At 58.3% G+C, this 17,576-nt stretch carries 12 protein-coding genes; 4 read left to right on the forward strand and 8 right to left on the reverse strand.

The features are described from left to right. The gene (locus PSH59_RS13335; protein WP_305392871.1) at positions 1–1,128 is read right to left on the reverse strand and encodes an efflux RND transporter periplasmic adaptor subunit; all 1,128 of its coding nucleotides are present in this window, start codon (positions 1,126–1,128) and stop codon (positions 1–3) included. Between the two features lie 347 nt (positions 1,129–1,475). Between PSH59_RS13335 and PSH59_RS13340 the strand changes: the two genes are divergently transcribed. From PSH59_RS13340 to PSH59_RS13350, 3 genes are all read left to right on the forward strand, one after another. Continuing rightward, positions 1,476–3,788 (forward strand): TonB-dependent siderophore receptor, encoded by a 2,313-nt coding sequence (locus PSH59_RS13340; protein ID WP_305392872.1) that lies wholly within the window; start codon positions 1,476–1,478, stop codon positions 3,786–3,788. A gap of 76 nt (positions 3,789–3,864) precedes the next feature. Continuing rightward, complete coding sequence (locus PSH59_RS13345; protein ID WP_248079346.1) at positions 3,865–4,320, forward strand: hypothetical protein; 456 nt, start codon at positions 3,865–3,867, stop codon at positions 4,318–4,320. Next, positions 4,307–4,708 carry a hypothetical protein gene (locus tag PSH59_RS13350; RefSeq protein WP_105162211.1) on the forward strand — a complete coding sequence of 134 codons (402 nt, stop codon included), beginning with the start codon at positions 4,307–4,309 and terminating at the stop codon, positions 4,706–4,708. Before PSH59_RS13345 ends, PSH59_RS13350 begins: the two co-directional genes overlap by 14 nt. A 595-nt stretch (positions 4,709–5,303) precedes the next feature. Here the strand turns inward: PSH59_RS13350 and PSH59_RS13355 are convergent. Both PSH59_RS13355 and PSH59_RS13360 read right to left on the reverse strand, forming a co-directional pair. Continuing rightward, positions 5,304–10,760, reverse strand: a complete 5,457-nt coding sequence (locus tag PSH59_RS13355; RefSeq protein ID WP_305392873.1) for a WGR domain-containing protein — start codon at positions 10,758–10,760, stop codon at positions 5,304–5,306. Beyond that, on the reverse strand, positions 10,748–11,950 hold the full coding sequence (locus PSH59_RS13360; protein WP_305392874.1) for a M48 family metalloprotease: 1,203 nt from the start codon (positions 11,948–11,950) through the stop codon (positions 10,748–10,750). Before PSH59_RS13360 ends, PSH59_RS13355 begins: the two co-directional genes overlap by 13 nt. 302 nt (positions 11,951–12,252) lie before the next feature. On the opposite strand from PSH59_RS13360, the gene PSH59_RS13365 reads away from it, so the two are divergent. Beyond that, on the forward strand, positions 12,253–13,335 hold the full coding sequence (locus tag PSH59_RS13365; protein WP_305392875.1) for a hypothetical protein: 1,083 nt from the start codon (positions 12,253–12,255) through the stop codon (positions 13,333–13,335). Between the two features lie 154 nt (positions 13,336–13,489). Here the strand turns inward: PSH59_RS13365 and PSH59_RS13370 are convergent, their stop codons facing one another. Genes PSH59_RS13370 through PSH59_RS13390 form a run of 5 tightly spaced genes read right to left on the reverse strand, consistent with a single transcriptional unit; the run spans position 13,490 to position 17,557 of the window. Beyond that, complete coding sequence (locus PSH59_RS13370) at positions 13,490–14,092, reverse strand: membrane integrity-associated transporter subunit PqiC (protein WP_305392876.1); 603 nt, start codon at positions 14,090–14,092, stop codon at positions 13,490–13,492. Next, on the reverse strand, positions 14,089–15,771 hold the full coding sequence (locus PSH59_RS13375; protein WP_305392877.1) for an intermembrane transport protein PqiB: 1,683 nt from the start codon (positions 15,769–15,771) through the stop codon (positions 14,089–14,091). Before PSH59_RS13375 ends, PSH59_RS13370 begins: the two co-directional genes overlap by 4 nt. Further along, entirely contained in the window at positions 15,764–16,378 is a 615-nt protein-coding gene (locus PSH59_RS13380; protein ID WP_046035965.1) for a paraquat-inducible protein A, read from the reverse strand. The genes PSH59_RS13375 and PSH59_RS13380 overlap by 8 nt, the downstream gene beginning before the upstream one ends. Next, a complete protein-coding gene (locus PSH59_RS13385) occupies positions 16,375–17,016 on the reverse strand; it encodes a paraquat-inducible protein A (RefSeq protein WP_305392878.1) in 642 nt (213 codons plus the stop codon). Before PSH59_RS13385 ends, PSH59_RS13380 begins: the two co-directional genes overlap by 4 nt. 25 nt (positions 17,017–17,041) lie before the next feature. Continuing rightward, entirely contained in the window at positions 17,042–17,557 is a 516-nt protein-coding gene (locus PSH59_RS13390; protein WP_305392879.1) for a hypothetical protein, read from the reverse strand. Between the last annotated feature and the right edge of the window lie 19 nt (positions 17,558–17,576).

Consider the following 17,576-nt stretch of genomic DNA (forward strand, 5'->3'; position numbering starts at 1 on the left):
CTATCGTGCGCTGGCGGCGGGGGCAACCGCCGGGGCGGCAGGCGCAGGTGCATTGATCTTCACCGCCGCACCGGGCGGCAGTCGATTCTGACCAGCCATAACTACGATGTCGCCAGGCTTGACGCCCTGGGTCACGAGGACTTCCTCGCCGAGCCGGCGACCAGTGACGACTGGCACGGCGACCGCCTTGCCGATGCCCTGCGAGTCGACATCCTGCACGAGCACCACACTGTCACCGGAGGCCGAAGTCTGGATCGCCGTCAGCGGCAACACGATGGCGTCGGTGGTCGCGGGCAACGCCAGCCGCGCCGTGGCGTACATGCCGGACTTAAGCAGCCTGTCGGCATTGGACAACAGTGCCTGCACGGCCACATTGCGGGTTTCGCCGTCGATGCGTGGTTCGATGGTGCTGATCTTGGCGTTGAATACCTGACCTGGTGCTGCATCTACCGTCACCTGCACCGGTGCGCCCGGCGTCAGCTTGGGCAAGTCCTGCTGGGGCAGCGTGAAGTTTACGTAGAGCGGGTCAAGCTGGGTCAGCGTGGCGATCACATCGCCGGCATTGAGGTACTGGCCGGGATTGATGCGCCGGATGCCGAGCTGGCCGGAGAACGGCGCACGGATGGCCTTCTGCTGAATGCGCGCGTCCAGTTGCCGCACCGCCGCAACGTCCTGGGCGGCTTGCGACTTGCGTTGTTCGAGCAATTCGCGTGGCTCTGCGCCGGTAGGGGCCAGTTCCTGTGAGCGACGGAGTTGCGATTGGGCGAAATCGGCCTTGGCTGCGGCAGCGGCACGATCCGCTTGTTCGGGGGCGTCGTAGAGCTGAACCAGCACCGTCCCTTCCTTCACGGACTGGCCGGCGTCGAAATGAATGGCTGTCACGCGGCCCGACGTGTCGGGAGCCAGCAGCACTTCGCGAACGGCTTGCAAATTGCCGACGGCCTGCAACTCCTCGGCCACGCCGCGAGGTTCGGCGCGGATCGTCGAGACGGGCATCGGCGGCATAGCGTAATGTTCCGCGCCACCGGCGCGGGTGGTGCGCCAGGCATACAGCATGCCGAAGACCATGACGAGCGCAACAACACTTACGACGATGGGTTTGGCACGGGAGATAACAGCGGTGCTCATGCGTTCCTCCCGATGACAATGGAGATTGGGGTGGCGCGTGACCGGCGGTGCGGGGCCGACCCACCAAAGCAAAGTGAGTGCATAGGGGGAATTTCCTCGGAAAGAAATGGGGAATCGGCCCGCCAAGCAAGCTGGATTGAGGCATGGCAGACCACGATCAAGCGCAGCCTATCCGCCTGGAAACACTTCTACATTGCGTAAAAAGGTCAATTTATTTCGCAATACAGCCAAAGGCCTGAAGCAGGTGAAATTGGCCTAATTGAATAACAATCTGGCTTGATTTAGCCATGCATACTCATCCAGCTCTATTGTTAAATACGCCACCTAAATGCAAATGAGTATTGTTGATGACCACCCTCACAACTACTGGGAAACCTCGTTGGCCAATAGATATCCACGCAGAGCCCGCCGTCTATTCTCATTTGAATGGGCCGTACAAGGGCGCAGCCAGGAGCGCGCCCCTCACCGTGCTGGGCTCGGCAGTCGCTGCGGCAGTTCTCATTAGTGCACAGGGCGCATTCGCGGCCGAGCCAGGGCAGATTCAGACCAAGGCCGGTGGAAAGCATCAAGAGGAGATAGCCTTGCCGGCCATCACCGTAACGGGGCCGATGGATACGGCGACCACCGAAGGTACTGGTTCCTACACTACGGGCCAGACATCGGTGGCGACGCACCTGCCACTTTCGCTACGAGAAACACCGCAGTCGGTGACGGTGCTCACCCGCCAGCGCATGGACGACCAGCAACTGAACTCGGTGCAGAGCGTGCTGGATAACACCACGGGCGTCTCGTCGTACCAATCCGACAGCGAACGGACGAGTTTCTATTCGCGTGGTTTCTTGATCAACAACGTTCAGTACGATGGCATACCAACCGTCGTAGGCGACATCGTCAGCGGGAGCGGGATCAGCTCCCTCGATACCGCGTTCTACGATCGTGTCGAGGTCGTGCGCGGCGCCTCTGGCTTGCTGACCGGCACCGGCAATCCCTCGGCCGCCGTCAACCTGGTGCGCAAACGACCGACCCGCGACTTCTCGGCGTCCGCCTCGCTCGGTGCAGGGAGCTGGGATACCCACCGGGAAATGGCCGACGTATCGACTCCGTTGACCGAGGATGGCCGTATCCGCGCCCGCATGGTCGGGACGTCCCAGGAAGGAAACTCGTACATTGATGGCTACAAACCGCAGAGGAGGGCGTTCTACGGCATCATCGAGGCAGATCTGACACCCGACACCACGGTGAGTCTGGGCTATGACTACCAGGACAGCACGCCGAAGGGCTCCACCTGGGGAGGTTTACCGCTATGGTTCAGCGACGGCACGCAGGCCGAGTATTCACGCTCCAAGAACTACGCGCAGAAATGGAGCCACTGGGACAACACCCTCAAGACGGCGTTTGCCGAGATCGAGCACCGCTTTGACAACGGCTGGAATCTCCGGGCCGTCGCTAATCAATACCGCACGGAATTCGATGCCGAACTGCTCGGCCTGGTCGGCCGCCCCGATCGCGCCACGGGACTGGGCTCTTTTCCCAACGGGGCTCTTCCGGTGGCACTGGCGTCCGAAGGTAGCAGCCGTCAAAACACCTTCGACGTGATGGCGAGCGGCCCCTTCGAACTGCTCGGCCGCCAGCATGACTTGGTGTTGGGGGCGACGAGTTCGCGCCGCACCTCCAGCCAGGAAGCTATCGCTCCGTTCTATGCAGGCTTCACGCCGGTCAATGTCTATCAACTGAGCCCGGCCTTTCCCCGTCCCAACTTCGATGCCATGGCTTCGATACCGACCCGCACCCTGATCAAACAGAGCGGTGTCTATAGCGCAGCCCGGTTCTCGCTGTCCGAGCCTCTGAAACTGATTGTCGGCGGCCGCTTCAGCAACTACGAAATCGACGACGCGGTCGGCGCCTCGTCGTTGCACTACAAGAAGAGCAGTGAATTCACCCCGTATGCTGGTTTGATCTACGACATCGATAAGACCTATTCGGCCTACGTGAGCTACACGGGCATATTCAATCCGCAAACCGACTATCGAGACAGCAAGGGCAACGTGCTCACGCCGACAAAGGGAAAAACCAAGGAAGTCGGCCTAAAAGGCGCTTACTTGGATGGACGTCTGAATGCGTCGGTGGCCTTGTTCCATACCGAGCTGGACAACGCTGCACAGATGGTCGCAGGAACCTATACGCCAAGTGGTGCCCAAGCCTATATGGGTTCGGATGGGACGAAGTCGCGGGGTATCGAGCTGGACTTGCAGGGCGAGCTGGCGCGTGGCTGGAACATCTATTCAGGCATCGCCCATTTCACGGCACAAGATGGCGATGGCGTCCGCTTGAATTCGCAAATACCGCGCACCACTGCCCAGCTTTTCAGCACCTACCAATTGCCGGGAGAGTGGAACAAATTGACGCTGGGCGGAGGCGTTAAATGGCAAAGCCGCTTCTACGAGGCGCCCAACACCGGCACCAGTTCGTTGGGCGGGGAACAAGGTTCTTATGCGCTGGTATCCGTGTTGGGGCGCTACGCCGTCACGAAGCAGATCACCGCGTCAGTCAACGTCAATAACGTGCTCGACAAGAAGTATGCGTTGCAGAAGGGCGATTTCGACACCGTAGGTTATGGCGCCCCCCGTAACTTGATGGTGACGATGGATTATAAGTATTGATGACCCGCAGGCGGACGCTTCACCCGTTAAAAGCCCCCATACCTAGAACAGCCCATTGATTATCGAGAACGCTCCTATGTCTCTTCAGACTACCCTGCACCCCAGCGAAGCGCTGGTCGTGAACAACGCAAACAGAGTTGCCTTGTTCTGGCTGACCACCGCCGCGGGTGCCGTACTTTTTGTCACTTTCCAGTTATTTTTCTACGTAAACGACTTTGCGAGAGCGCCCGGAGCGATACCGGCGATTACGTTTGAGCCCGATGTACTGTGGATGTTTTCAGCGTTCTATGGCTCTTGGTTCGTAACGGTGCTTATCGCACTGAGAGCAACCCGTAAGGCTCAGTGGGTTACCCTGGTTCTGGGCAGCCTGCTTGTCGCCCTGAATACCCTCGGGGGAATCACTGACGGGCTGCGCGACGGTTGGCACATTGCCTTTTCTGCAGTGTTCTTCATTACGTTGCCCGGCGTGTTTGCCATTGCGGCCACCTGGCGGAGCATCAAAAGCAGAGGAAACGGCCATGTCGGTGAATAGTTCTGACTTCCCTTATGTCTGGATGAGCCTTACGCAAGAACCCGGACACGATCACCAAAAGGACTTCGCCGAATTCGAGGCCAATCTGCAGCGCGGGGAGTCCTTCGTAATTTTGACCGATACCGTACCTGCCGAAGACCACGAGCACTCGCCGGAAGAAAAGAAACGCACCGCGCTTTGGATGAAAAAGCACAAGGTCGAATTGCGAAGGTTAGTTCTGGCTATGATCATGATCGAGCCCAACTCTGCAAAACGTCTTGGTTTCAGGGCATTCGCGATCGTTTTTGCCAAGTTCTGGGGCTACCCTTTGCTTCTCGCTGCTTCCCGTGAGCAGGCAATGGAGATGGCAAAAGAACTGCTCTCAAAGGATGGAAAGCCATCTCACTGATGGCCCGTGCCGGCATCCGATTTCCCATGAGACTCTGCCGCCTCGCAATGTGGCGGCGAGCTACTGCCTTAACTGAACGGGTAGGGCACAGGCACCGATGTCTCCGATGTACTGCGTATTGATGACGCGGCGGATGGCTCTTTCTGCAACTGTATTTCGACGCTGGACGATTTCCCGGTTAATAAACTGCGCATGATGCGCTGATAGGAAGGGCTCTTACCGAGTGCTTTCTCTTTAACAAGTGGGCGATGTCAGATGTTCATGTATCGGTCAAAGCGCCGTTCTAGCTGGTTAGCTTTCTATGGATGGGAGTGGGTGTTCATCTATATATGTTCATGAACCTTATTCGTCAAGTACAACGGCAGCAGCGTCTGCTTGGAGATGAGCAACCTCAAATAGGAGGGAAAGACATCGCCGTGGTTCACGAAGAGTCCCGAAATCGCTATGTCCAGCGCCTTGCTCAAATTGTTGAGCCGAATGTTCATAAATTGATGCTCATGAGAGATAGCTCTCTAGGGAGCCGCCCCCTTTTGCGGACCGCTGCAGCGCGCTCAAATTGAACGCGCTTGTCTGATTCATGCTGGACCGACTCAGCTCACCCCGAGGTGATTGAACCCGCCTGCTCTTGATACCCTTTGCGCAGTTTCTCCGCGATCAGCTTTTCCGCTTCACGAAAAGCACGTTCAGGGCTGTCGAGGGATTTGATCAGGGTCTGACCCTTGGTGCCGATACGGCCAAAATGCACCGTCACCTCGGCCTCTGCGACACCAATACGCCAGAACTTATTGGAGTTGCCTTCACCAAAGGTGAACTCGCGCATCAAGAGTGACGCCTCAGTGGTTGCAGGCCGTTCGGCCTCGGTCTCGACGGTGTCCGCTACCGGTTCCGCTTCTGGCAGCGCAGGAGCTTCCTCACCCCGCAGGAGCCTTTCGATGCGATTGAGTACGTCCTCCGGATCGCGCAGCCAGTCATGGCTAAGCACGTCGATGATCTTCCAGCCAAAACTGCGCAGCACCGTCGGGCGGAAGATGTAACGCTCACGCACGTCGGCAGCCGCCGCCGTATCGCCATCCAGCAGCACGCCGAGGCTGAAGTGTTCGCCACTGGCGTCACTGATCGCCAGTTCACAACGGAACTGCGAACGCCCGACATATTCCTGGACCGAATGCCCGCGTTTGCGCAACGCGGTGGCGAGGGCACTGCGCAGGTGGTCCTTGGGCAGGCTGACGGCAAAGGATTGCTTGGCGCCTGGATTGAGGTTGGCGAGGATGCCTTGGGAGCGCGGCGTATCCCCAGTGGCACTGGCCTGGGCAAACTGCAGGAACGCACGCAGTGCAGCGGCACCATCGTTGTGGGTGTTGGTGATGGCCTCGGACTCAATGCTGGAGACGATCGCCATGCGCTTGCGGGCGCGACTGAAGATCACATTCAGGCGTTTTTCCCCACCACGCTGGTTGATCGGGCCGAAGTTCATCAGCATCTTGCCGTTCGGCCCTGGCGCGTAGCAGATGCTCAGAATGATCACATCACGCTCGTCCCCTTGGACGTTTTCCAGGTTCTTGACGAAAAGGCCATTGAATTGCCCGGCATCTTCGCGCACATACTCGCGCTCAAGCCGTGTGGCAAAGGCCGAGTCGCTGCTGGCCAAGTCTTCCAACGCCTGCTCGATGGCGCCTTGCTGGGCCTCGGAAAACGCCACGATGCCCAGGCTCAAGCCGGTCTCGCGTTGCAGCAGTTCACGCACCAGGTTGGCGATATAGCGTGCTTCGGCCAGGTTGCTGCGGCTGAGATAGACACCGTCGCTCATCTTCAAGAAGCTGATCGGGCTTTCCAACAGCGTGTCGGCACCTTGGATCACGGCCTCGGTATCCGTGGAGTCCAGTGCAGCGTGGGCCGGGGCAGGGCGCTCGATACGACGGTCGGGAATGGTGATCAACCGCCCTTCATAGAACGCCGCGTTGGAGAAACTGATCAAGGCTTCGTGGCGGCTGCGGTAGTGCCAGGCCAGCAGGGTCGCCGGCAGGTTACGCGCAGCTTGGCTGAGCAGGCTGTCGGCATCAAGGTTGATAGCGATCTGTTCGCCGTCCTCCATGGCAATCAGTTCGTTATCGTCCTGGTCGCCGGCACTGGAGAAGAAGTTGGTCGGTGGCAACTGCATCTCGTCACCCACCACAATCACCTGCTGCGCACGGCTCAGGGCCGGCACGGCTTCTTCGCTGGGGATCTGGCTGGCTTCGTCGAAAATCACCACGTCAAACAGGTCCGGCGTCAATGGCAGGGTGTCGGACACTGACAGTGGGCTCATCAACCAGATGGGCTTGAGGTCGTTGATCACCCGGCCACTGTCACCACTGGCCATTTCACGAATGGAGCGATAGCGCATGGTCTTGCCCAGCTCATGCTCCAGTTCACGGCGCCCCTTGGCGTAGACCTTCTTGAACTCACGCGCCTGGGCGTCCAGTTGCGTCACCGACATCGCCGATTGCTTCACATGCTCCAGAAACCGCTGGTGCAGCGTGGCGCTGAGCACGTGAGCGTTGCTTTTGAGCAGGTTGCTTTCTGCCTGGCTGACCTGGCGCGCGGCCAAACTCAAGGCCGGGCCATCGAAGCGGGCCAGCTGTGGGTTGGCGCGGTACAGGCGGGTCAGGTTTTCCTGGGCAATCAAGCCGTCCAGTGCACGTTGCGCCAAGGCGTACTGTTGCACGACCGCCAGGCAGACAGGATTGGCCTGGTGCAGCTCATTGAGCAGGGGCAGGGTATCGGGCAGTTCGTCGAGTTCTTCACGCAGATCGCGCAGGTATTCCGCCAACTCGCCCAGGCTTGGCGCGGGGTCGAACACACAATGTTGCGCGACCAGCTCGGCCAGGCGCGCCAACGGCTGACGCAGGCTGGCTTCCTGGCGCACGCCGGGGAGGGCGTCCGGGTTACCCCGCAGGCTCTCGACCCACTGGCGCAACAGTGGTGATGCGCTGAGCTGCTGGAGCAGGGCTTGCAGATTGTACACGAACAGGTCGATGTCCGGGATGCCATAACGGCTTTGCAAGCGTTGCTGCTCGGCGTGCAACTCGGCCGTGGCGCGGTGCTCACCCGCCAGATTGTCGAGCACACTGCGCAAACTCGGGCGAATCGCGTGCTGGCTGAAGTCGTAGCGCCGTTGCAATTCACCGCGCAGTCGCCACCAAGCGGGTTGCAACCAACGCAGCGGCGAGCTTTCCAAACGCTGTACCAGCTCGAGGGCCGCCTGGGTGTCTTGCGGCGCAAGTTTTTCACGCCAGTAGTGGGTGGATTCGCGGGCGTTGTGTTGCTGCACGGCCAGTGCCTGCAACGCTGCTTGTTCGGCATGCAGCGCTTGAGAGCCTGATGAGCCTGGCTCCAGCAGATCGAGGTGCGCGGCCAGGTTGGCGCTGGTCAGTTGTTCGGCGGCCTGGGTCAGTACGCACGCATCTGCCAAGCGAGTATTCCCGGACAGCAGGCTCGACGATGACTCCAGAAACAGTTCGACACTGTCCATCAACCCACTGGTTTCATCCAGGAATGCCTTGAGTTGACCATAGGCATGTTCATGGGTAATCAGGCTTGAGGCCAAGCGGCTGAAAGGATGCCGTGCAAAGCTGTCGAGGCCGAAACGTTCTTTGATCGCCTGATACACGCGGCCAGTCAGCTCGCTTTGGGCCTGCCAATGACGCCACTCGGGCAGACGCTCCAAGGCTTCGGGTGGTAGCTTGGCAACCACGGGCGGCAGCTCGATCAGATGACGCACCAGCTCGCGTACGGAGCATGCCAGGGACTCCGGCACGCCCGTCATGGCGTGTTCAAAACGCTCGATCAAGCCCAGCTGTTGGCTCAGGCCGGCCAGTAAGGTGTCGCGCCGCGCTTGCAACTGCGGCGACTGGGCATCGCCGGCGATCCAACGTTCATAGCACTCGCGCAGGTTACCCACGAAGGCTTTCTTATCGGTCTGGGAGTCATGGATCAGGCAGCACAAGTCGCCTAGTTCACTTTGTTGCAGGCGATGGAATACCACGTCCAGCGCCGCACGTTTCTCACAGACAAACAGCACTCGCAGGCCGCGACCGGCATAGTCCGCGATCAGGTTGGTGATGGTCTGGGATTTGCCCGTGCCAGGCGGCCCTTGAATAATGAAGTTGCGCCCGGTGCGGGCCAGGCTGACGGCAGCATTTTGTGTCGCGTCGCCGGCCACCACGTTCCACTGTTCGGGTAGTGGGATAGGGTCGGGGGCCTGGACCTCAACGTCCCGCGGCTCGATGGAGAACATCCGGTCAAACGCTTCGTTCTGCGCCGGTTCGTCGATCAACTGGGCATAGTCACGCACCAGCGACATCTTGCGATAGTTGAAGTTGGCCAGGGTCACCTGGGTCAGGTCGATGTCCCAGGCGTAGCGATGCCCCTGGTTCTCGGGCAGAGCGAAGGTGCTGTTTTCGGCGCTGCTCGCAACCATCTGAGGATGTTGATTGCGCAGCACAGGTTTGGCGCCTACGGCCAGGCGCAGCGGCAATTCGCTGGGCAGGACCTTCTGTTGGAACCATTGCAGGCCCAGCGGACGGAAATCTTCGCGGTCGTAGCTGAAATCCGGTTTCACCAAAGGCATCGCCGAGCGCTGGCGGGCACGACGGCGCTGGAAGTGGTGCAGATGCTGCACGGCCTTTTGGTGGATCAATTCGATTTGCGGTTTGCTTTGCAGGCGTAACTCGACGCCGGGCTCGGTCAGTTTGATCTGGCGCGCAATATCGGCGTGGATGTCTTCCAGCGAAGTCTTTTGCAGGTCGACGGTTTCCGGCAACTGGATATCGTAGAGCTGACGCAGTTGATGGCGCAGGACCGGGTTGAATTCGGCCTCGGTTTCGTCGCACTGCAACACGAACTGGTCACGCACGCCTTTTTTGCGACTCAACTCCACTGGAAGCCACAGCAGCGGGGTGACGATGCGTTCTTCCGGCGTGTCCTTGAGGTTGTGCCAGCGCATGAAGGCCACCACCAGGCGCAGGTTGCTGAAGCCAAACTCGGCACGGTCGCGCCGGGTTTCCTGGATGATGCGCTCCAGCGACGCCTGCAACCAAGTCTGGTCTTCAAAGCGCAGCCACTGTTGCAGGCCAACGGGCTTGCCGCTCAGCACTTGTTCGGAGAACCCGCCGAAGGTCGGCTGCCAGGTGCACAGCGCTTCAGGCCGGATGCTTTCAATGCGCATCACCAACGGCACGCTGGCCACGGTCAGATTGACATTGGCCTGGGTCGTCCGGAAATACAGCAAGCGATTGCGCCGCGATAGGTCAAACAAGCGGTTGCGCAGATGTTCCAGCACCACCGTACGCGGCGACGCCGGGCCTTCGGCCTGGGCCAGCACACGCTCGACATCCAGGCTGGCCGGCTGTTCGCGCCAGGACTCCAGGCGCCGCGCCAGCGAGCCCACATCCGTGGCACGTTCGTGGCGGTTGAGCTCCGTCATCTCGACGATCAGGTTGGCCAGCACCGGGTTGAGCCGGCCATTGAGCTGGAACAGATTGCGTCGGTGCCGGGCAAACGTCTTGAGGTCATTGATATCGGCAAAATCCAACCCGCACGCCAGGCACGCCAGCAACTGGCCGAGCTGGAATATGTCGGTGATCTCATCGTGGTGCCCGAGGCGATGCTCCCAACTGTGCAGGTCCGGAAGGAACACCGGGTGGTCGATGGCCTGATGCAGGTCCTCCTGGACCTGCAGGTCGGTAATGGCCACGCCGCTTTCCGAATCCAGGGTCAGGCGGACTTTGCCGACGACGTTCAGCGCCGATTCCGGATTGGGCTGCACCTGCTTGATCGCTTCCAGCGCCAGCCGTGGCGGCACGCCTTCAGGGTTACGCAGTTGCAGCGTGCGTTCCGGCCCTTGCAGCACATCGAGATAACCGAGCTGGGCGACACGTCCCAGCTCGTGCAGCTGTGCCACCTGACGCAGCAGTGGCAGCGCCAGGAACAACACATCGTCGATGGGCACGGCCGCGCCATCGTGGCTCTGCAGTAATTGAGTGAACGTGACGGGTTGGATTACTGGGTCCATGTGTCGACCTCCGCTTTGAGCGCGCGAACGAGCGGGTCGAGCTCACGTTTGGGTAGTTTGATATCGCGCTTGAGCACGCTGATAAAGTCATCGGCGCTGCCGAGTTTCTTCGCGGTGCGCGCGGCGTGCAGCAGAGCCTCATCCCGCAAGTCGCGGTCCACCAGACTCAGGTCAAGCATGATGAAGTGCAGGTATTCATGGATGCTGGTGTCGATGCGCTCGGCATTCAACGTCGTCAGGTCGAGCGGCGTTTCGTTGGCTTTCCAGTCCGGGAAAAATCCACGTACCTGATTGAGCACAACCTCGGATTGCAACACCGGTGAGCCGATGAAATGGGCTATAAAGCCGCGGGTGAGGGTGGTCAATTCGACCTGGTCGGTCACATCCAGGCGATTGAGCGACAAGGGCCCGCGCAACCGGCGATCCAGCCAGTTATCCGTCTGCGGGAGTTGCTGCCACCAGTTGTCCACCGCTTGGGAGCGCAAAAACGTCTCCGGATGGGAAACGCCCTGAGACAGCTGCGCGTCCTTGCCATCCAGCTCGCGGGCCTGCTTCAAGTAACTGGCCGCATCGACGCTGACAATGCCGGTGTGAATCTTGACCAGCGAGGTAATCGACGCCTCCGACCCATTGGCCACCAGTGCCGCGCCGCGGTCGGCATAGATTTCAGTGTGCAGGCTATAGAGACGTGCAGTCTGTTCCAGGCTGGGCGGCGTATTCATGTCGGCCATGGCGTGATTGAGAATCCGCTCGGCGGTGAGAAAGTCGCCACCGTGCTCCGACCATAACCGGTAATGAGCCAGCTCATGCCCGAGCAATGCGAGCAATTCCTGGGCGTCCAGACGCTCAAGAATCGGCCCGTAAAACACCACATGCACTTCGCCGGCCAGGTAATAAAGGCTCGCGTTCATCGCGCCGTCGCCGGCCTGGTAAAGGGTGGCGGGTGCCTTGATCTGCAGACGCTGCAATGCGGTTTCACAGGCCTGATAGGCCTGCGGATGGGTCTCGGGGCTCAAGCGATAGGTGTCACGCAGCAATTGCGCACGTACATCCTGGGCGTGTTCCTGTTGAACGCCCAAGGACGAGGCCCATTCCCACACGACTGGTTCATGGGCTTTCAGGTAGTCGACCACATGCTGGTGGTAAGGCAATGGCGTCAGGCTGCTGATATCCAGCGCAGGGGTACTCATCGTGTTCAAACGTCCTTGAGAGGATACGGCTCCATACACTGCGTGGGCAGCAGAGACTGGGCTGGCATCCCGGTATCAGTGATCGGCAATAAACGCGGAGCATACCTAGGGGGTGGGGAAAATACTTGTGAAAGTACATGTTTCCGCTCAGTGAAAAACCGATCAGCCTCGCAAAGCCACGGGGCACGGGGCAGGGCGACAGGGATACCCAAGAGCGATAGCACTAGGCTATTATTCAGTTTTCGCATTATCAGGAAAGGAATCGCATCAACGCGGCAGCACAGTTTCGCAAGGAAGATATATTGGCGCAGTTCCCTGGTATTGAGGCCAGATACACGCTTGAAGGCGACAAGGCAATCGGCGAAGTTAGCGGCTTTGGTGCTGTTTGGCGTGCGCACGATAACTGGATCGGTTCGACGGTCGCCATTAAATTCAGTGAACATAATCTGTCGGATGAAGTTCGACTCTGCCGTGAAATTGATGGGGAGACCGCTCGGGTATTTGATTTCTATAAGGGTGTAAATGGCTGGGAGGCTTACACCATGGAACACCTTGAGGCGCCTTGGTCAACGCTCTCAAGTTTAATTAGTAAGCGTCGATATAAAAAATCAGACATACAGTTTTATTTTGAGTGTTTCGAAGTGCTCCGCGCGATTTTACATGGCCTGAGCTCTATGCATGGCAAACCCTACCAACGGGGCACTCGTGTAATTCATGCGGATATCAAACCAGCTAATCTGTTTCTTTTTAATAAGAAAAAACAGCGACCTCACTCTGTTTTTACGATGCCGGCCTATGTCGACATGATAAAACTTATAGATTTGGGGGTGAGTACTTATAAAGGCGGCGTGCCGCGTGGGTATACGCCGGCCTATCGACCCCCTCAAATGCAGTCCGTTGGACCAGGCTTTGATCTTTATGCAGTGGCAATCACATTTGCGGAACTGCTGACGAAACAGTTGCCAGCACATGAAGACTTGCTGAATCCCGCGGCCATTCGCAAAGTAATCGCCATTCGGTCGTCCGGCTCGTTCTGCATTGATGAACTGGCGGTAGAGATGATAAAGCGCTGCAAGAATGCAGCGACTCAATCCACTCATACGGCCAACAAGTTGATCGAATATTTAGACTCAAAACTGTTTGATCGCGAACACCTTAGCCTAATGTGCTTGCGAAAACTCGTGAAGTCTGGAATGGCATCGGGCACCAAGGCCGAGCTGGGCGCTGCAATCTATCCCGAGATAGCCAAGTATTGGGGATGGAAAAACACCTCTCCAAAACGGAGGACGCTGTCTGAGGAGTTTGTTACTACGATGGTTGATGAAGGGCTCATCAAAAAAAGTCCCGCGGCCAAGCGGTTTGTTGTAGCAACAGGAGCGACATAGGCTCACCGACGAACCTGCAGTTTGCAAACATAACGGGACGCTTACATTAATTTTACCAAGTTGGTGTCCGGGCGCTCACTCGATTGGAGCGGCCACGGATATGCATTAAGGATATTAAGGAATCGAGATCGATATCCTGAATCGCACAGCGTTCTCAGTTAGGACAGGCGCCGGTGCCACGCGCCCACGCTCCAGCAGTGATCGCGATCTCCGCTGCCAATTGATCGATAACTCGCTGGTGTGCTATCACGAGGCTGTTCAATTCTATCCCTGCTGTTTCACGGATTAGGCTTGCGCAGGTCAATGTACGGCGCTGCTGCGAGTCCCCGCGCATTCCCAGGCTCCACACCACATCGACCAAGGCATATTGGCCCGGTAGCGAGTCGAAGCGCCGCACATCGGCTTGCAATGACAGCACCGGGCGTTGTGCGTCCTTTGGCAATCCGGCTATGTCACGAGTGCCCAGGTGGCGCTCTAGGCGCTCCGTCAGGGCATCGTGGAACTCGTCCGCCAATGGCGCACTCCAGCGATCGTTTTCCAGAATCACTAGGTTTCCGCGGTTCTGGCGCACAACCAATTGCGGCTGGTCGACCTGAACCGGCATATGCACTCCCAGCATTTCGAACTGGAAGGGCGGTTTGGCCAAGCGCGTCGGGGCGCTTGGAGCGGCGTCCTGCAACGTGTAGTAATGGGCGGCCGGCGAGTTGCACGCACTCATGCCCATGCTCGCGGCTAGCATCAAGGTGCGTTTGATCATGGTTGAGCTTCCGGTTGGACTTCATGTGAATTACTAACAGGGCTGCGGTAGGCGTCCGGCTCCCCTTGATTGGTGCGGCCTCGAATTAGCGCCTCGGGGTTGCGGCTGAGGAAGTCGGTAAGTACGCGCACCGAGCGCGCTGTGCGCTGGACCTCGTTCATTGCTTGGCTGAGTTGCTGGCGCTCGGGCGAGTCCTCGGCAAACGTCGAGTTGGCCGCAGCGAGCGTTTTCTGGGTCTGTTGTAGCGTACCTCGCACTTGCGGCAGAACGTCGGAATTGACTTGGCGCAAGGTTTTTTGCATCTCGCTCAGAGTGCCATTGAGGTTGTTGGCGATTTCGTCCAGCGGCAGCTTGCTGATCTTATCGACCACGGCCTGCAGTTGTTCCTGCACCTTGTCCAAGCTGCCGGGAACCGTAGGTATACGCAGCGGCCGGGCCGCTGTGTCGAAGACCACGGGAGCCGCGTTGGGGATGAAGCTTAGCGATATATACAGCTGGCCGGTGATCAAGTTGGCGCTGCGTGCCTGGGCGCGTAGGCCTTGCTTAACGAAAGCGGACAGTAGCTGAGCCCAGCGTTCATCTTCCTCTGTGCCCATCTGCTTGAGCAGCTTCTCGTGTGCCTTGCCCAGGCGATCCGGGTAAATCACGGCGCCAACCACGCTTGGAAAGCTCTTGGTCTTGGCGTCATAGTCCAGGTTGACCGACACCACCCGACCGATATTGACGCCCATGAACTCCACCGGTGCATTTACCGTGAGGCCCCGCAGAGACTGGTTGAAATTCATGCTGATGTAGCGTGGATCACCGTCAGGCGGCGCTAGCGCGGTTTCTTGGTCGGAGAACAGGTCGAAACGCAAGCGCTCCGTGGCCGGTGTCGCGTTGGGACTGTATTTGGGTTCTATGAACGCGACGCCGCCAGCCAAGATCGTCGACAGAGATTCGGTGTTGACCTTCAGGCCGCTGGCACCCACGGTCAAGTCTATGCCGCTTGCGTTCCAGAAGCGCGTGTCCGTGGTGACGAACTTGTCAATGGGTGCATGGACGAAGATCTCCACATCGACCCCCTTGCCATCCTCGGCTAACTGGTAGGAAATAACTTGGCCCACTTCGATACGCCTGTAGTAGACCGGCGAGCCAATGTCCAGCGAACCTAGATCCTCGGTATGCAGGGTAAAGCGCTTGCCCTGTTCACCGTAGGTTATCGGCGGCGGTGTTTCTTTACCCACGAACTCTTTCTTGCGCGCTTCGGCGCTGCCGGCGTCGGCACCGATGAACGCGCCGGAGAGCAGGGTATCCATGCCAGAAATGCCGTTGGCGCCGATCCGCGGGCGTACTACCCAGAACACCGAGTCCTCTGCGGTAAAGCCTTCTGCGGATTTGTTCAGGTCGACATTGGCGACTACGTGGCTGCGATCATCGCTGAGCGCAATGGCAGTCACCTGGCCGATCACCACGTTCTTGTATCGGACTTGGGTCTTGTTGGCCTCAATGCCCATGGCGGTCTGGAAGCTGATCTCGATCTGCGGGCCGGCATTGAGAACATCGCTGATAAGCATCGAGGCGCCGACTAGGCTGGCGATGATCGGCACGATCCACACCAGCGAGACATTGAAACGACGCGTCTTGACGACCGGCGCAGCGGCAGGAGACTCAGGGGTGGAGCGTGGACTATCAGACATCTTCAACCTCTACATCCCAGATGAGCCGGGGATCGAAACTCATGGCGGCCAGCATGGTGAGCACCACCACCAGACCGAAAAACACGATACCCAACAAAGGATCGATGGAACTCAGGGAGCGGAACTGCACCAGTGCGGCCACCAGAGCCACGACCAGTACGTCGAGCATCGACCAATAGCCGATCAACTCTATTAATCGATACAAGCGCGCGCGCTCGCGCATGGCAAAGCGACTTTTGCGCTGGCAGGTCACCAGCAGCATGCCCAAGCTCATGAACTTCATGCAGGGCACAACCATGCTAGCGAAGAAGATCAACACAGCTATGTCCCACGAGCCACCATGCCAAAACTCGATGACACCGCTCATGATGGTGTTCTCGCTGACGTTGCCAAACATATTGGTGCGCATCACTGGCAGCAGGTTGGCAGGGATGTACAGGATTAGCGCGGTGATCAAAAGTGCCCAGGTGCGGGCGATGCTGTCGGGCTTGCGTGCGTGAACAGTGGAGTGGCAGCGCGGGCACTGGTTTTCGCCTGCCTGACAGATGTGCCCGCAGGTATGACAGAGCACCAAGCCCAATTGCCGCGCGTACGCCGGAAAGCTCATCGCAGCTTTCCTTCCAGGTCATCCCAGAGCCGGCGAATGCCCTTGCCTGAGATCAGTATCAATAGCACCGTGACCATGCCCAGCGCCCAAAGCCCGACGCCGGAGTGCACGTCAAGCATGCCCGCCAGCTTGACGATCGCCACCAGGATGCTGAGCAGACAGACTTCGAGCATGCTCCACGGGCGCAGGTGTTCCAGTGCCCGCATACACCGGCGAAAGCCAGGTGCTGCGCGTCCGGCCGTGGCAAAACCGAGCAGCCAGCACAACAGGCATATCTGCAGCAGCGGTGCAAGAATGATAGTTAGTCCGGTGACCGCGGCCATTAGAGTGATGCGACCCTGTGCCAAAGCTTCCACCGACGCCAGTAGGGTAGCCTGGTTGGTCAGGCCCTCCATGCCTATGCTGATGACTGGAAAGGTATTGGCGAGCATGAACAGCACGGCCGCGGTCAGAGCGAGCGCAAACAGCGCCTGGATGCTCAAGCGATGGCCACGTTCTAACACCGCGCCACAACGCGTGCATTCGGCTTTTTGACCATGGCCCAAGGCTACAGATTCGAACAGCGAATCGCAGTGTTCGCAGATGATGCGACGGTAAGACGTGTTCGTTATGCAATCTGCAGGGATGACGTTCTGCATTGAGTGGCACGCACTTTCCGTTAAGTTACTTCTCATGCTTTAAACCATCGGTCGTAGCAAATAACGTGTGTAAATAATAACGCTGCAGTTCGAATAAACGCCTAGCATACGTAGCGTGTTCGTCCCGCATCCACCATAATTCTTCTTTAGAAGTGGAGTTTTTTGAAAGATGAGCAGCTAAACCAAGTTCATCTAAGACCCGCTCGCCAAATGCTAATTGAGCTATTAACTCGCTAAGATGGCAGAGAACGTCCTTACTATCATTTGGCAGAGTTTGAAATGGATCTCTCAGAATGGTCTGCGCGTTGACACGTTTCGCAAGCTCGGGATAGTTTGTTGGCCCTGAAAGGATGGAGAGGTGATCAGACAGGATTAGTCGATTTTGGAAAAAAACCTTATTGACTCTTGCGCATTCAAGGCAGAGCTGAGGTATATGTGTTTGTTGAGAAATAACCATGGAGTGATGGGTTATCTTCATCGTCACCTGAGTGATCACAGCTAGACGTGATAGATACCATTCTTTTTGAATTATGACTGCCACAGGATTATCTCAGTTAAGT

It is taken from the genome of Pseudomonas sp. FP2309, from assembly GCF_030687575.1.
GTDB lineage: Bacteria > Pseudomonadota > Gammaproteobacteria > Pseudomonadales > Pseudomonadaceae > Aquipseudomonas.

What these genes read in the sequence shown, in the direction of transcription:
- PSH59_RS13335 (WP_305392871.1), bottom strand. Translation starts at nt 1,128, where the DNA reads ATGAGCACCGCTGTTATCTCCCGTGCCAAACCCATCGTCGTAAGTGTT.
- PSH59_RS13340 (WP_305392872.1), top strand. Translation starts at nt 1,476, where the DNA reads ATGACCACCCTCACAACTACTGGGAAACCTCGTTGGCCAATAGATATC.
- PSH59_RS13345 (WP_248079346.1), top strand. Translation starts at nt 3,865, where the DNA reads ATGTCTCTTCAGACTACCCTGCACCCCAGCGAAGCGCTGGTCGTGAAC.
- PSH59_RS13350 (WP_105162211.1), top strand. Translation starts at nt 4,307, where the DNA reads ATGTCGGTGAATAGTTCTGACTTCCCTTATGTCTGGATGAGCCTTACG.
- PSH59_RS13355 (WP_305392873.1), bottom strand. Translation starts at nt 10,760, where the DNA reads ATGGACCCAGTAATCCAACCCGTCACGTTCACTCAATTACTGCAGAGC.
- PSH59_RS13360 (WP_305392874.1), bottom strand. Translation starts at nt 11,950, where the DNA reads ATGAGTACCCCTGCGCTGGATATCAGCAGCCTGACGCCATTGCCTTAC.
- PSH59_RS13370 (WP_305392876.1), bottom strand. Translation starts at nt 14,092, where the DNA reads ATGATCAAACGCACCTTGATGCTAGCCGCGAGCATGGGCATGAGTGCG.
- PSH59_RS13375 (WP_305392877.1), bottom strand. Translation starts at nt 15,771, where the DNA reads ATGTCTGATAGTCCACGCTCCACCCCTGAGTCTCCTGCCGCTGCGCCG.
- PSH59_RS13380 (WP_046035965.1), bottom strand. Translation starts at nt 16,378, where the DNA reads ATGAGCTTTCCGGCGTACGCGCGGCAATTGGGCTTGGTGCTCTGTCAT.
- PSH59_RS13385 (WP_305392878.1), bottom strand. Translation starts at nt 17,016, where the DNA reads ATGCAGAACGTCATCCCTGCAGATTGCATAACGAACACGTCTTACCGT.